The 15,493-nt window shown below is 40.2% G+C and carries 16 protein-coding genes; 7 read left to right on the top strand and 9 right to left on the bottom strand.

What is annotated here, in order from left to right; all coding sequences use genetic code 11:
• Positions 1-924: 924 nt before the first annotated feature.
• Positions 925-1,860 carry a replication initiation protein RepM gene (gene repM / locus HF322_RS11170; RefSeq protein WP_169393543.1) on the top strand — a complete coding sequence of 312 codons (936 nt, stop codon included), beginning with the start codon at positions 925-927 and terminating at the stop codon, positions 1,858-1,860.
• Positions 1,861-1,965: 105 nt separating this feature from the next.
• Here the strand turns inward: repM (HF322_RS11170) and HF322_RS11175 are convergent, their stop codons facing one another.
• From HF322_RS11175 to HF322_RS11190, 4 genes are all read right to left on the bottom strand, one after another.
• Positions 1,966-2,454, bottom strand: coding sequence for an META domain-containing protein (locus HF322_RS11175; RefSeq protein ID WP_169393545.1), 489 nt, complete (start codon positions 2,452-2,454; stop codon positions 1,966-1,968).
• Between the two features lie 190 nt (positions 2,455-2,644).
• Entirely contained in the window at positions 2,645-3,055 is a 411-nt protein-coding gene (locus tag HF322_RS11180) for a type II toxin-antitoxin system HicB family antitoxin (protein ID WP_169393546.1), read from the bottom strand.
• A 30-nt stretch (positions 3,056-3,085) separates the two neighbouring features.
• The gene (locus HF322_RS11185; protein WP_169393554.1) at positions 3,086-3,274 is read right to left on the bottom strand and encodes a type II toxin-antitoxin system HicA family toxin; all 189 of its coding nucleotides are present in this window, start codon (positions 3,272-3,274) and stop codon (positions 3,086-3,088) included.
• 52 nt (positions 3,275-3,326) lie between these two features.
• A complete protein-coding gene (locus HF322_RS11190; protein WP_169393547.1) occupies positions 3,327-3,962 on the bottom strand; it encodes a recombinase family protein in 636 nt (211 codons plus the stop codon).
• 230 nt (positions 3,963-4,192) lie between these two features.
• On the opposite strand from HF322_RS11190, the gene HF322_RS11195 reads away from it, so the two are divergent.
• The gene (locus tag HF322_RS11195; protein ID WP_015589625.1) at positions 4,193-5,089 is read left to right on the top strand and encodes an RTG family carbenicillin-hydrolyzing class A beta-lactamase CARB-16; all 897 of its coding nucleotides are present in this window, start codon (positions 4,193-4,195) and stop codon (positions 5,087-5,089) included.
• A gap of 43 nt (positions 5,090-5,132) precedes the next feature.
• Here HF322_RS11195 and HF322_RS11200 read toward each other — a convergent pair whose 3' ends face one another.
• The 4 genes from HF322_RS11200 to HF322_RS11215 all read right to left on the bottom strand — a co-directional run bounded on the left by HF322_RS11200 (position 5,133) and on the right by HF322_RS11215 (position 9,457).
• Positions 5,133-5,369 (bottom strand): PH domain-containing protein, encoded by a 237-nt coding sequence (locus HF322_RS11200; protein WP_024432465.1) that lies wholly within the window; start codon positions 5,367-5,369, stop codon positions 5,133-5,135.
• Positions 5,370-5,473: 104 nt separating this feature from the next.
• Positions 5,474-6,451, bottom strand: a complete 978-nt coding sequence (gene repM, locus HF322_RS11205; protein ID WP_169393548.1) for a replication initiation protein RepM — start codon at positions 6,449-6,451, stop codon at positions 5,474-5,476.
• Positions 6,452-6,758: 307 nt separating this feature from the next.
• Positions 6,759-7,523, bottom strand: coding sequence for a hypothetical protein (locus HF322_RS11210; protein ID WP_169393549.1), 765 nt, complete (start codon positions 7,521-7,523; stop codon positions 6,759-6,761).
• 179 nt (positions 7,524-7,702) lie between these two features.
• Complete coding sequence (locus tag HF322_RS11215; protein WP_169393550.1) at positions 7,703-9,457, bottom strand: MobA/MobL family protein; 1,755 nt, start codon at positions 9,455-9,457, stop codon at positions 7,703-7,705.
• 114 nt (positions 9,458-9,571) lie between these two features.
• On the opposite strand from HF322_RS11215, the gene HF322_RS11220 reads away from it, so the two are divergent.
• From HF322_RS11220 to HF322_RS11235, 4 genes are all read left to right on the top strand, one after another.
• Entirely contained in the window at positions 9,572-9,847 is a 276-nt protein-coding gene (locus HF322_RS11220) for a mobilization protein MobS (protein WP_169393551.1), read from the top strand.
• 638 nt (positions 9,848-10,485) lie between these two features.
• Positions 10,486-11,961: an ABC-F type ribosomal protection protein Msr(E) gene (gene msr(E), locus HF322_RS11225; RefSeq protein ID WP_000052512.1), complete on the top strand. Its 1,476-nt coding sequence runs from the start codon at positions 10,486-10,488 to the stop codon at positions 11,959-11,961.
• 55 nt (positions 11,962-12,016) lie between these two features.
• Complete coding sequence (locus tag HF322_RS11230; protein WP_000155092.1) at positions 12,017-12,901, top strand: Mph(E) family macrolide 2'-phosphotransferase; 885 nt, start codon at positions 12,017-12,019, stop codon at positions 12,899-12,901.
• A gap of 154 nt (positions 12,902-13,055) precedes the next feature.
• On the top strand, positions 13,056-13,478 hold the full coding sequence (locus HF322_RS11235) for a hypothetical protein (RefSeq protein WP_219848223.1): 423 nt from the start codon (positions 13,056-13,058) through the stop codon (positions 13,476-13,478).
• 2 nt (positions 13,479-13,480) lie between these two features.
• On the opposite strand, the gene tetR(H) is transcribed toward HF322_RS11235, so the two are convergent.
• Positions 13,481-14,104 (bottom strand): tetracycline resistance transcriptional repressor TetR(H), encoded by a 624-nt coding sequence (gene tetR(H) / locus HF322_RS11240; RefSeq protein ID WP_006248868.1) that lies wholly within the window; start codon positions 14,102-14,104, stop codon positions 13,481-13,483.
• Between the two features lie 91 nt (positions 14,105-14,195).
• Here tetR(H) and tet(H) point away from each other — a divergent pair, with 91 nt between their 5' ends.
• Positions 14,196-15,377: a tetracycline efflux MFS transporter Tet(H) gene (gene tet(H), locus HF322_RS11245; protein ID WP_015589629.1), complete on the top strand. Its 1,182-nt coding sequence runs from the start codon at positions 14,196-14,198 to the stop codon at positions 15,375-15,377.
• Positions 15,378-15,493: the final 116 nt, after the last annotated feature.

The following is a 15,493-nucleotide window of genomic DNA, read 5'->3' on the forward strand; positions in this document are numbered from 1 at the left end:
AAGGTATTATTTTACCAAATCGAATAGTAACTCACTGTAATAACAGAGGAAATGACAACGCTATACGACAACTGTTGTCGTGCCATTGATAGAGGATTGGTAACCCTCTTAAACCTAAGACACTTGATAAATAGCATTAAGCTGTTTGTTCAGTGAGGAGCAGCTTGCACTTATTCATAAAAAACTTGGTCAATGACATTTAGTTGTCAAAGTTTTTTGCTTTCCGGTTTGTCAGCATACGTCAAGCTAACGATATGCTGGCATAGCGTATGAGCTAAGCGGCACCAATAGGGTCTGAGGTATTAATGTCAATCATCAACCGCTTAACCAATTATAAATAAGCCATTTTGCGTAGAAATAATTATCATTGCAATATAACGATTATTATTGGCTATGTTTGCATTATTTTAATTTTAAATCCCTGTTCAAAACAGTAATAAGAGGCTAGCTATAGCTGGCTTTTTTTTGCCTAAAAAATCGCCGCGCGGAATATTTTTTTATTAGTTTTAAAAGAGCAGTAACTAGATGCTAAGCGTTTTGGATCTGCAATCACTTTTAATTTTTAATCAAATATCAGTTTTACTATTCCTCCTTTTTTAGTCACTAAAGATGGTAGTTTACTGATAGGTCGTTGGCTTTCATTTATAGGTGAAACAAGCCAAAAGGCTTTTATTGTTTTTAACTACTTCTAAAAGCTTTTAAGTACCTTTAAGTAATTGTTTTTTATATCTTTATATATAGATAAAACTAGGTTTATCGCATGATAAGAATAGTTATATCGCACGATAAAACTAGGTTTATCGCATAATAAGACTAGGTTTATCGCAGCATTAAGCTAGGCTTATCGCATTAAAAGATAGCTTGATTGACAACCTATTCATATGTAAAATAATTGGAAAATAATAGGTAAATAGAGTTATCCACATGTCAGATCTAGTAGTTAAAGATAACGCGTTAATTCAAGCAAGTTATACCTTAGATTTGGCTGAGCAGCGGTTAATTTTACTGGCGATTGTTGAAGCTCGCGAGTCAAATACAGGAATTCGTGCAGACAGCTTATTGCGGATTCATTCGCACAACTATGCTAAAAACTTTGGCGTTAATAACGAAACGGCTTACACCGTGATGAAAGAAGCTTGTAAGGGGCTGTTTGATCGTTATGTAACTTACCATGATAAGAACCCAAAAACAGGTAACGATCGCAGTTTTCATTGCCGATGGGTCGATAAAATTGGTTATGAAACAAATACGGGAATTGTCTATTTAAGATTTACTCATGATGTCGTGCCGCTTATTACGCGGCTTGAGGCGCAATTTACCAGTTACGAGCTAGCTCAAGTAAAAAACTTAACCAGCAGTTATGCCATTCGCTTATATGAGCTCTTGATTCAATGGCGATCGGTTGGGAAAACCCCACTGTTTGAGTTGCAAGAATTCCGTCAGCAATTGGGTGTTGAAGGTGGAGAATACAAAACTATGAGCAACTTTAAAGCGAATGTTCTTAACATCGCTTTGTCTCAAATTAATAAACACACGGATATTGAGGTGAAATACGATCAGAAAAAATGTGGTCGAAATATTGTGGGTTTCTTTTTTACTTTTAAACAAAAAAAACCTTTGAAGGAAAAAACAGTTAAAGCGACGTCCAAAACACAAGACAATAACATCAACGGATTAACCGACAAGCAGCTTGCGCGAATTGTCAAAAATCCGCAATTCATTAGCGATTATAATCATTTGGTCAGCCCAAACAGTCCCGCCAATCAAAGCCCGCAGATGTGGGAGGCTGAGATGGTAAGCCGCATAAAAAAGGACGCTTCAGTATTTAATAAGCGTCCTCTTCGTGATTATTTAAAATAGTTAACTAAACTTTTGATTTTGAAAGGTTCTTAAGCCAAATTCCACCTTTTTATAAGTTGAAATAAGAGGGATTGTCGTTGGAATTTTGGCTAATTTATCACTTAATTACTTAGCAACCGCTTTAAAAGTCGATACTTGATCAGCGTTTGTGATGGTCAATACGGGTTGATTATTGGCGCCTTTGCCCAAGCTGTATTTGCCTTGAACGGCTGCTGCAGCTGCCGTGTCAAAGTTGGCTTGAGGGGCAGGACAGGCCATTCGGGTGCTTCTAATGCCGCTAAGTTGAACATTGCCATTGACGATGCTGTAGCTTGCGCCCATGTTATTACAGGTGTTAAGCAGGCTCACAAAGTTATTGCCGCCTTCCGTCATAAATTCAAGAATGAGCGGGTTTGAGGCGTCAAAAAATAATGGCGCGACTTTGGTGCCGTTGTTGTATTTGGCATCAACGAGCTGCCAGTTATAGGCTTGTAGTGCGTCTGAGGTGATGGTTTGTTGGGATGGGGTGGTATTGCTTGGCGTGCTTTGACAACCTGATGCCAGCGCTCCGGCTGCTAAAACACTTGCCATTAAAAGCTTAGTTGAATTTTTCATATGCTTACCTCAAAAACGAATTAATAATTCGCCGCATTATTGCAGAGCGCAAAAAATTGCTCAAGAGCAGGTAACTATTTGCATACCGTATTGCGATATTTCCTTTATCAATCTCAAAATAACAAAGGGCTTATCGAGTAAGCCCTTTGTTATTTTGAGAGATAGTCATGTTTTAACGTCGCGCTTGTTTTTAACTCAGTATAAGGTCTTTTTCTGCAAGTCCTGCAAGGTAAGAGCTGCGGCTTTTGTAGCGCTCTTTATTACTGGCAACTTTAGCATCAATGAGGTGAATAAGGCGGCTAGGTAGGGTGACGTTGACTTTTTCAGTGGCGCCAAGGTAGCGGCTGACGTCAATATCAACGACTGCCCAAGTCATGCCTTGGTAGTCTGGGTCATCAATATAGTTTTCAACAGAGCTTGGCAAAGGAATATCTAGCCCTTCTTCAGCAAGGCATTCTAGGTGACCTGCGATGGCTTCAATGGCGTTTTCAAAGATGTCGTCGTAGTTGTCTGCCGCTGAAAAGCAGCCTGCAATGTCAGGGATGATAATACCGTGGGCGGTTTGCTTATCGCCGCGTTCGATGGCAATGGGATATAACATGTCGGTGCTCCTATTCCTTTGGTTTAGCGGTTAGGATGAGGGTAGCTTTGCTTGCTTTAAGATGCTTTTTACGGTGCCTTTGGGTAAGTCCTTTTTGGGGTGAGGAACGGTAACCAGCCCTTTTTTTTGGTCGTGTTTGAAGTGGTGGTGACTGCCTGTGGTTCGAATTAAGTACCAGCCATCGGCTTGGAGAGTTTTTATCAAGTCACGGCTATTCATGGTCACCTCAAACACTTTTATAAATATAATATAACCCTAGGGTTATATAAAATCAAGCTTGAGCACTAATTTCTAATTTGAGTTCTTTAGAAACCGTAGCAATAAGATGCCGTGAGCAGCTGGCGGTTTTTTGAATGTCGCTGTAGCTGTGGCCGGACTTTAAGAGACTGGTAATGACTTTGCGCTTTTTAAGGTCTTTGCCGCGACCTTTGTATTTGCCTTCAAGTTTTGCTTTGGCAATGCCTTGCATTTGGCGGTGACGGCGGTCTTCGTAGTCTTTTCGGGCAATGGCAGCAAGCATGTCAAGCAGCATGGCGTTGATGGCTTGAAGGATGCTGGCCATAAATTCGGTGCTGTGGTCAGCTTGAAAGGCAATGAATGAGGTGGGAAGCTCTTTTGAGACGATGGCGAGCTTTTTATCAGCTAGCTTTTGCTTTAAGGTGTCCCAGTCGTCCTGATTTAACCGTGCTAGGCGGTCAATTTGTTCAACAAGGATAATGTCGCCTTCTGAGGCGTCCTCTATCAGCTGCATGAGCTTTGGCCGCGCAAGGGTTGCGCCCGATTCGTTTTCGATGTAGTAGGCGGCGATCTTTTGACCATGATCTTTGGCAAATTGATCCAGTTCAGCTTTGGCACGGCTGGCGTCTTGCTGTTTGGTAGAGGCGCGAAGGTAGGCTCGGATAAACATAGTGGCTCTCAGACTGTTATAAGTGGTTTCATTATAGCAGTCTGATTTAGATGGTTCTAATATCTAGTTTTGAGCCTAATTTAGTGGTTCTTTTGGGGTATACCCTAAAATTAACAATCCAAAATAAGCTAAGTTAATAATGAATGAGATATAATTATGCTATTAAATATACTTGTTAATTACATATTATATAATCTAAAAATTTGATCCAGAAGGAAAGTTAACTCATCATGGACGTACGTAAACACAAGGCTAGTTTTTTTAGCGTAGTAATTACTTTTTTATGTCTCACGCTATCATTAAATGCTAATGCAACAGACTCAGTACTTGAAGCGGTTACCAATGCTGAAACTGAATTAGGCGCTAGAATTGGTCTAGCTGTGCATGATTTGGAAACGGGAAAACGTTGGGAACATAAATCTAATGAACGTTTTCCTCTAAGTAGTACCTTTAAAACACTTGCCTGTGCAAACGTTCTTCAAAGAGTTGATCTAGGTAAAGAAAGAATTGATAGAGTTGTGAGATTCTCTGAAAGCAATCTCGTTACATACTCACCTGTAACAGAAAAACATGTGGGTAAAAAAGGGATGTCGCTCGCAGAGCTGTGTCAGGCCACATTATCAACCAGTGATAATTCAGCTGCCAATTTTATTCTACAAGCGATTGGTGGACCTAAGGCTCTAACGAAATTTTTGCGTTCCATTGGCGACGATACTACGCGCCTTGATCGCTGGGAAACAGAACTTAACGAAGCGGTACCTGGAGATAAGCGAGACACGACAACACCAATTGCAATGGTAACGACACTTGAAAAGTTACTAATTGACGAAACACTATCTATCAAATCTCGTCAACAACTAGAATCTTGGCTTAAAGGTAATGAGGTTGGCGATGCATTGTTTCGTAAAGGCGTTCCAAGTGACTGGATAGTAGCAGATAGAACAGGCGCTGGTGGTTATGGGTCGCGTGCTATTACTGCGGTGATGTGGCCTCCAAATCGCAAGCCTATCGTAGCCGCTCTATACATTACAGAGACAGACGCCTCGTTTGAAGAAAGAAATGCTGTCATTGCAAAAATTGGTGAGCAAATAGCGAAGACAGTATTAATGGAGAATAGCCGTAACTGATTTATTTATAGTTCGATGCCTGTATAGCGCATCGATCTATAGGCTAATTCTTTATCAGCCCATTATTATCATCGGTTTTTAATGCTGGTACACGTTCTTGTATTGCATGATAGAACCTATCTTTGTCTTTTGGTGATATCACTATGCTACCACCTTCATATCCTATCTCAATCCTATCTAAAGACAGTGCTGGAGCAGATAAAGTACTACTGGTAGGAGTGATATTGGTAATGTCTTTCAATGAAATGCTCTGAGTAGAAAAACCATTTTTCACTAACAATGTGTCAGCTGTCGAGCCTTTCCTAAAAAGTGTGTAACTATCATTTAGATTGTAGAAGTACTTACACGAAATTTAGGAAAGGCTCAGGTAGTCAGTTTCTCTCGCTATTTTGAGAAATCGTATTCCTCTTCATTCCCATCTAAATACTCACGTATAGGGCGTTTTTTACTGAATTTAGAAGCGTCCTTCTTGATCTCACCGACTATAAAGTCGCTGTATGCTGACCAGCTCTTACCAGCGTCGCCTTTAGCAAGACCGCTATATGTACTTATAAACTCTTTATGCCGACTGATACGCCACAGCTGCTTATCAGACAACCCATCAATAGTGAACATATCACCGTTGTCAACATCGCGAGCTTCAGCTACCTGTTTAGCCTTAGGTTTCGATTTCTCACGAACTACAAACTTAAAGCCTACTATCGTAGTAGCCTTTTTTTCTTGGGTGTAACTAACTTTTATATCTGTCTTTTCGTTAATTTCTTTTATAGACGACTCTAGAACACGGCGTTTGAAGTCACTCATGCGTTTGTAGTCAGTAACCCCTAAACCAAGCTGCTCTCTGAAAGTCTCTAATTCAAATAACGGGGTTTTCCGAGCTTCACGCCACTGTATGAGAAGCTCGTAAAGTCTTACAGCATATAAGCTTTTTAACTGTGCCGTCTGCTCTAGAGTATATTTTGTGAAGAACTGTTCAATTCCATGAATACGCGTGATTTCATTAACAACAGCAGGGGTAAATATCACCTCTATCGCTCCCTCACCGTCAATATATGTAGCTTGACTGATCCAACGTGATTTAACTTTAAGAGCACGTTCATCCATAAAAGTGAAGCGACGCTCAAACAAGTTAGCTTCTGCATCTATAAGTGCCTCATAAGCAGTTTGCTTAGAAACCTCAAAAACTTCAGCGTATCTCATGGCGTTTATTCTTAATGGGGTCTCAGAGCTAAGACCCTTGTTTTGCTCTCTACTATCAATAATAGCTAACTGTATCAGTCTAATTTCAGCAAGTGATAAATTCTGAATCGCTGTATTAAGGCGATTTGATTTTACTACCAATTCGGTTTTATTATTTTCCATAGTTAATACCATTAAAAGTTTATAACGACATGATATTATCATGACTCTTTATAGTCAAATTATTATATGTCGTTATATGGGTAGGAATTTGTCGTCATATGGGTAGGAATTTGTCGTCATATGGGTAGGAATTTGTCGTCATATGGGTAGGAATTTGTCGTCATAGCTCCTCTACAGACCTTTAACTGTAGGGGCTGTAGCTAACTTAAAAGCATTTAAAAGCATTTAAAAGCATTAAAAGCATTTTTGGTTGTGGATAAGCTTAAAAAACAAAGGGCTATTTTTAATGGTTGATTTAGGAAGTAAGTTACTTAAATTTGCATAGCTTTGATTTGCTATAGAACGAACTCTTCTCATCTTCAAAACAGTCTTTGGGATCAATCCTCGCATAGTGACCATCTTGTCCACTTATTTTGACAATGTTATGAGCCACACCAGCCTTTTCCAGATATTGATAATCATCTTGACGTTTTGCTATCTCGCTTTTGCTAGGAATAAACAGCCAAGCTGCTCCAGAGGCTAATGCTAATACCACAACAACCATAACGACCAAAGTTAGTATTAATTGACGGCCAAACTCTTGCTTAACGTTATCCAGCATCTGCTTGGAGGCATCGGCATTGAGCTTAGCTATTTTGTTTTTAGTATCGTCAAGGTTACTAGCAACACTGGTAACAGAGGTCTGTATTTTCCCTAAATCTCTATTAAGCAGCTTTGTTGTTTTTAAGAACGTATCACTCGCATCAGTGATGTGCTTAGTGAAGCCTTCATCAATACGCTTGTGATAGTTGTTTTCATTGGTTTTAAAGACGGTTGCAATCTCTTTGTTAATGGCTTCAACAAATTCAGTTTGCAGTAAGGTTTCTTTGTTTTGATAGGTTTTTAACAGTGAGGTCAGTTCCTTTGCCCAATTAGCAATATCTTGCGCTTGTTTAAAATGCGCGTGGTTTAAGTTTGAGCTGTCAATCAGCTGCTTATCTATTTTTTTGGTATACGTTTGAAGCGTAATTAGTAGGTCTTCTAATGAAATAGAGAGGTCTTTTTCTTGGATAGAGAGGTCTTTTTCTGGCATGGATCGTTCCTAGTCGCTAATTGTGATGCTATTTGGCCTCTAAATGGCGCTGTGGGCGTTTTTAGGGTGGTTTATATGCTTATGGGTACCCTAGCATCAAAATGGCGCTGTGGGATGCCTGAGAAGCCTCTGAGGTGATTCTATGCGACCGTCAGTGTCGTTTAGTATTGCTTGTGGGCTTAAAAGCCAGGACTCATGCCTCGGCTGCGGTTGATATCACGGCTATAACCGGTGATTTCAGTGGATACCGTTCGCATTTGGCGCTGGTGTTCGGGGCTGAGGGCGCTTTGTTGTCGATCTTTGATGTCATCAAAGACGCGCTCTAAGGTTTTGGTGTGTGCTTTTCTTGTCGATAGGTCGCTTATAGACTTGATGTGATCAAGCAGCTGCTGGCTGTGGCCGATAATGTGGCTGCCAATTTCATGCTGTTCACGGTCTGCAAGCTGTTTTTGGTGGTCAGTGGTACTCGGCTCACTGCGGTAGCGCTGCCATGCGCTCATTTGCTGATCAAGATGCAGGAGGGTGTTTAGGTGTTGGCCAAAGTCGCTTTTTTGGTCGATGATTTTTAGAAGCCTGTGCTGACTCGATAGCTCTTGATGCGAGATATGGTCGTGTTGCGCCTTAAAGTCGGCTTCTTCTTTTGCTATTTGAGCGCGGCGCTGCTCACGCTTTGCTTGACGCGCTTCTTCTTGCGCTAATAGGCGCTCACGCTCCTTTTGGTCCGCCATATCTTGCTGCTGCTGAGCAATACGCTCTTTTTCAAGCGCCTCAGCGGCATCGATTGCAATCTGGCGCTGAATACGCACCTGTTTGACGCGCTCAACCACGGATTCAGCTTGCTCCAGCTCATCATTACTGTCCTGACTGGGTTTATACTTCGGTGTGGGGGCAGCTGGGACGATAAATAACTGTTTTTCGCGCAGATCGGCAAGTTCGCGTGTCCGTACTAGATGGTTGCGCTCATTGATCATCAGGTTAATCTCACCTCTGATTGTGGCCGGTGTTTCGTCTATCTCGTAAACCTCACCTTTCTTGTTTGCTTGTTCTGCTTTTTCTCGCTCACTCTCGTATTTGTCACGCTCTAGCTTGGTTGCAACGCTACCCATTTTGATTTGCGGCTCAATGTCTTTGCCTTGATCGCGATAGCTGCGCGAATCAATCAGCTCATGATTATGCTCGGCCAGTTTCTCATTAGCGATCTGTTCCCATAGTTGCCGTACTTCTTTGATTTCAACATTGACGCGCTCCATGCCAAGCTCACGCCGCTTATTATCGGACAGCTCAATGGTTGCCTTATCGGTCAGTACAATCTCGTTATTATCGTTAAGCTCAGCGGTACGCGTGGTAAACATGATATGGGCGTGGAAGTTGCGAGGATCAGCCCCTCGCTCAATCTCTCTTTGTGTAGGCTTGTGAATGGCGCAATCGGCAATCGTACCGTAACGATCCGCAAGCGTTTGGGCGAACTGGTGCGCGATTTCTTTACGGTCTTCTGCGCTTAACTCATGCGGCAGATTAACCAGCCATTCGCGAGCCACACGCGCATCTTTACGCTTCTCGGCAGCCTCTGCCTTATTCCATAAATCGCTACGTGAAATATCAGTATAAGCAGAAGCCAATGCTGTCGGTAAAATGATATCGGCACTCATAACGCCTGATCGTTTAGAGTAATCATGGGTTTTACCGTATCGCTTATCGTCAAGCTCAACACCAGCGCGATAGCTCGCAGAAGCAACGGCACTTTGTCCACTGCTGCGAGATATTGATTTGGTCGATGCGATAAAAATAGCCATTTCTACAAGCTCTGTTTTCAGGTTTTTAACATTGCGTCTTTTTGCAATGTTGGGGGTGTGGGGGCTTGCCCCTGCCGATGTTTTGATTTTATAAATGGTTGACCGATAGGGATAAACATTTGTAAAGTCGAAAACTCGCACTTAGTCAGTGGGACTCAACCATCCGTCAAATAACTATACCATAAACTGTTGTTAGGTATTAGCGAAGTTGCTATAGTTGGAAGAACTATAATTTTGATAATTTAAGGATTTGATATGAGTTTACTAGGTGGTAATGATTTAAAGGAACAGCAAAAGATTAACGAGCTTGAACTTAAGATAAATAGGGAGAAGCAAAAACTGGATAAGAAGCTGACACGGCAGAAAATACTGCTGGGTGCTTTTCTTGTAGATGCTTTAGAGAAGGATTCTGTACATGGTTTAAAGGAATATACGGCTGATAATTTGCTGGATTTTTTGAGCAGACAGACGGATAAGGAGTTGATGGTAGACTTAGTGAAGGAGCTTAGGAGTAAAGCATCGGCTATATAATTAGCATTCTCTCGTCTATCATTCTAAATTGTATGAAATTAATTGACCACAGACTTTGATCATAAGGTATGAACCAGTGAAAAATGACTTCCAACGTCTGTTATACGCAATAAAAAAACCTGGTCACCAACCCAGGTCTAAAATTTAAAAAACAGATAAATATCAGTGCAATAAACTCATTTTTCTAATTTCGCATAAGGTGTATTATGTTAATTTTAGAAAATCTTCACTACTATTATTTTAAAATAAGCCTTATATCCAAGCATAAAACAAGGTTGTCTTGACTTCTTTTAACAGTAAAGTTATCATAAAACTGAATTTTATTTTTTAGGTAAGTTTATGCATTCTATCCGCATTCGTTAAGACACAACTATTTGCATAGTGACACTATTTTATAATGGTGGGCTTTTGTTGTGTCTTTAAGAATATATGCGGATATATAAAGTAAAAGTATGCTTAATTTATAAGTATGCTTTTAGTGCATAGTTTCCAGTTATAACTTAATTGACTAGCTATTTGTCCACCCTGTGGATGAATAGCTTTTTTTTTGGGAGGACACTGTGATGCTAGCTTTTGTTTTCACCTAAATCCTGTTTGCTGCATAAAAAATTTCAAGAGCTAAACAGGAGTAAATAAAAATGAGTTTAATTATTAAAGCGAGAAACATACGCTTGGATTATGCTGGGCGTGATGTTTTGGATATTGATGAATTGGAAATTCACTCTTATGACCGTATTGGTCTTGTGGGTGATAACGGAGCAGGAAAGAGTAGTTTACTCAAAGTACTTAATGGCGAAATTGTTTTAGCCGAAGCGACATTACAGCGTTTTGGTGATTTTGCACATATCAGCCAACTGGGCGGAATCGAAATAGAAACGGTCGAAGACCGGGCAATGTTATCTCGCCTTGGTGTTTCCAATGTACAAAACGACACAATGAGTGGCGGAGAGGAAACTCGTGCAAAAATTGCTGCCGCATTTTCCCAACAAGTACATGGCATTCTAGCGGATGAACCAACCAGCCACCTTGATCTCAATGGAATAGATCTACTTATTGGTCAACTTAAAGCATTTGATGGAGCATTACTTGTTATCAGTCATGACCGATATTTTCTTGATATGGTTGTAGACAAGATATGGGAGTTAAAAGACGGTAAAATTACGGAATATTGGGGTGGTTACTCGGATTACTTGCGTCAAAAAGAAGAAGAGCGACAACACCAAGCCGTAGAATATGAGCTGATGATGAAGGAACGGGAGCGATTAGAATCTGCTGTGCAAGAAAAACGCCAGCAAGCTAATCGATTAGACAATAAGAAAAAAGGAGAAAAATCCAAAAACTCTACCGAAAGTGCTGGACGACTTGGGCATGCAAAAATGACTGGCACCAAGCAAAGAAAACTGTATCAGGCAGCTAAGAGTATGGAAAAGCGTTTGGCTGCATTAGAAGATATTCAAGCACCAGAGCATTTGCGTTCTATTCGTTTTCGTCAAAGTTCAGCCCTAGAACTGCACAATAAGTTCCCGATTACGGCAGATGGTCTGAGCTTAAAATTTGGTAGCCGTACTATCTTTGATGACGCTAACTTTATAATACCGCTTGGCGCTAAAGTCGCTATAACTGGATCGAATGGAACAGGGAAAACGTCCTTGTTAAAAATGATATCAGAACGTGCTGATGGATTAACCATATCTCCAAAAGCTGAAATTGGCTACTTTACACAAACAGGATATAAATTTAACACGCATAAATCTGTGCTCTCCTTTATGCAGGAAGAGTGCGAGTACACAGTTGCGGAAATTCGTGCAGTATTGGCTTCAATGGGGATCGGAGCGAATGATATTCAAAAAAACTTATCCGACTTATCGGGAGGTGAAATCATCAAACTGCTTTTATCCAAAATGCTTTTAGGAAAATATAATATTTTGCTTATGGATGAACCAGGAAACTATCTTGACCTAAAAAGTATTGCCGCATTAGAAACAATGATGAAGTCCTATGCAGGAACTATTATCTTCGTATCTCATGACAAGCAATTGGTCGATAATATTGCTGACATTATCTACGAGATCAAAGACCACAAAATCATCAAGACTTTTGAGAGAGATTGTTAATGATAGCCAATCTAATCCGAACATTAATTATTGAACTCTTTAAAGGAAATTAAAAATGACAATTCAAGATATTCAATCACTTGCTGAAGCACACGGCTTGTTGCTTACGGACAAAATGAATTTCAATGAAATGGGCATTGATTTTAAGGTCGTTTTTGCTCTTGATACAAAGGGGCAACAATGGTTGCTGCGTATTCCTCGTCGTGATGGCATGAGGGAACAAATCAAGAAAGAAAAACGCATTTTAGAATTGGTAAAAAAACATCTTTCTGTAGAGGTTCCTGATTGGAGAATTTCATCTACAGAATTAGTGGCTTATCCCATACTTAAAGATAATCCTGTTTTAAATTTGGATGCTGAAACCTATGAAATAATTTGGAATATGGACAAAGATAGCCCGAAATACATAACATCTTTGGCAAAAACCTTATTTGAAATCCATAGTATTCCTGAAAAAGAAGTTCGGGAAAATGATTTGAAAATTATGAAACCTTCAGATTTAAGACCTGAAATAGCAAACAATTTGCAGTTAGTAAAATCTGAAATTGGTATAAGTGAGCAATTGGAAACCCGCTACAGAAAATGGTTGGATAATGATGTTCTATGGGCAGATTTCACCCAATTTATACATGGCGATTTATATGCTGGGCATGTACTAGCTTCAAAGGATGGAGCTGTTTCAGGCGTTATTGATTGGTCAACAGCCCATATAGATGACCCAGCGATTGATTTTGCTGGGCATGTAACTTTGTTTGGAGAAGAAAGCCTCAAAACTCTAATCATCGAGTATGAAAAACTAGGGGGTAAAGTTTGGAATAAACTATATGAACAGACTTTAGAAAGAGCAGCGGCCTCTCCTTTGATGTATGGTTTATTTGCCTTAGAAACTCAAAATGAAAGCCTTATCGTTGGAGCAAAAGCTCAGTTGGGAGTTATATAATTTAAAAATATGATTGCTGAGAACTGCCTTGTTTTGAAACTTGGTTGGCTTTAATTAGTTTTTAGTATTCTTTATAGAAAATGCCTCGATCAAGGGGCATTTCTAACAATCATTTAACATAAAATTTCTTATGTGAAGTAACCTGAATGCAGCGGTGCCCGCACAGTATATTTTGCAATGGAATGGCGCTGAAGAAGTGCAATCTTCATCAGGCATTATTGTATCAACAGGATTGGGATCAACGGGGTGGTTTCAATCTATTCTTGCTGGTGCGATGGCAATTACAGGAGAAGCTTCGCACCCTCTATTACAAGGCTTTAGCTGGAGTGATCGAAAGCTACAATTTAGTGTAAGAGAGCCATTTCCAAGTAGAACAACAGGTGTTGCACTGACTTTTGGCACTATTGAGCCTGACTCACCACTGCAATTAGGATCTTTGATGCCAGAGAATGGCGTAATTTTCTCTGATGGCATCGAAGATGACTATTTACAATTTAATGCAGGTTGTATTGCTCACATTGGTATCGCTGACATACAAGGGCAACTAATTAGCCAAAAAGGGCGTCAGCGAATTTAGATTTATTTAGCGCTCTTTAATACTGTTTCAAGTCCAGAGATCATCACATCAAGGACAAACAAAAATGCAGCATCACCATTATCACTATCCATAATTGCAACGGCTTGGGTTAATAATGGCGGATAGGCAACAGTATCCGTCTCTACTTTTTCACGCTCTTTTTGGCTTTCTTGATGCTCTTGAGTTTCCAGTACGGAGCCTAATGTAAAATGCGCAATAGAGCTTAATGCATACACGGCTTGAGATAGACTAAACCCAGCATCACACAAAAACTGTAGTTGCTGTTCTGATGTCTCAAATTGACTTTCAGAGGGGCGTGTTCCCGCATGAATTTTGCCACCATCACGATACATTAATAAGGCTTGGCGGAAGCTTTTCGCGTTATTTCGCAAAAAGTCCTGCCATGTTTCATTCGGCAATGGCAAAACATGATGATGGTGCTTTTGCAAAATAGTTTCTGCTAATGCATCTAACAAAGCGCGTTTATTTTTTACATGCCAATACAATGTGGGTTGTTCCACACCTATTTTTTGCGCCAGCTTACGCGTTGTTAATCCTTCAATACCAACTTCATTAAGTAAAATCAACGCATTATCAATAACTTGTTCTTTATCTAGCTTTGCCATTACCTACCTCAAAATAAAATAGCCTTGACAATCTATCACTGATAGAGATATTTTACACCCACTCTATCACTGATAGATTTTTAGGATCTCAATGAATAAATCAATTATTATTATACTGCTGATCACCGTATTAGATGCCATTGGTATCGGGCTTATCATGCCAGTACTCCCTACTCTATTAAATGAATTTGTCAGTGAAAATTCACTGGCAACCCATTACGGTGTGCTATTAGCGCTCTATGCTACCATGCAGGTTATTTTTGCTCCTATTCTAGGACGACTGTCTGATAAATACGGCAGAAAACCCATCTTGCTGTTTTCCCTTTTAGGCGCGGCACTCGACTATCTTTTAATGGCATTCTCAACCACACTTTGGATGCTCTATATTGGGCGCATCATTGCGGGGATCACAGGCGCAACAGGTGCCGTATGTGCATCAGCGATGAGTGATGTGACTCCCGCTAAAAATCGAACTCGCTATTTTGGTTTCTTAGGTGGTGCTTTTGGTGTTGGCCTTATTATCGGCCCAATGCTAGGGGGATTATTAGGTGATATCAGTGCTCATATGCCATTTATTTTTGCCGCTATTTCACACTCGATATTATTAATACTCTCTTTGCTCTTTTTCCGAGAAACACAAAAAAGAGAAGCGCTTGTTGCCAATAGGACACCTGAAAACCAAACTGCCTCAAATACAGTCACTGTTTTTTTTAAGAAAAGCCTCTACTTTTGGTTAGCAACCTATTTTATTATCCAGCTTATCGGGCAAATTCCTGCCACCATCTGGGTGCTGTTTACACAATATCGTTTTGATTGGAACACAACTTCTATCGGTATGTCTTTGGCGGTTCTGGGTGTATTACATATTTTCTTTCAGGCGATTGTCGCTGGGAAATTGGCACAAAAATGGGGCGAAAAAACCACCATTATGATCAGTATGTCTATTGATATGATGGGCTGTTTATTATTAGCGTGGATAGGCCACGTTTGGGTCATCTTACCAGCATTAATTTGCTTAGCGGCAGGAGGTATGGGGCAACCCGCATTACAAGGTTATTTATCAAAATCTGTCGATGATAATGCGCAAGGGAAATTACAAGGTACTCTGGTGAGCCTAACCAATATTACCGGGATCATTGGTCCCCTTTTATTTGCCTTTATTTATAGTTATAGCGTCGCTTATTGGGATGGTCTGTTATGGCTGATGGGGGCAATACTTTATGCTATGTTGCTTATTACCGCTTATTTTCACCAAAGAAAAACCACACCTTAAGGTACTCCCCAATGTCTAGACCAAATTATCATAAAATTAAGATAGAGTTGGGTTGATAAAACGATTTATTATCCGAACTATTGTTAGCCAGATAAACCTGTGCAGGAGTATGGTAA

Origin of the sequence: Psychrobacter sp. MF31, assembly GCF_012847335.1 — a bacterium.
In the GTDB taxonomy this organism is placed as follows: domain Bacteria; phylum Pseudomonadota; class Gammaproteobacteria; order Pseudomonadales; family Moraxellaceae; genus Psychrobacter.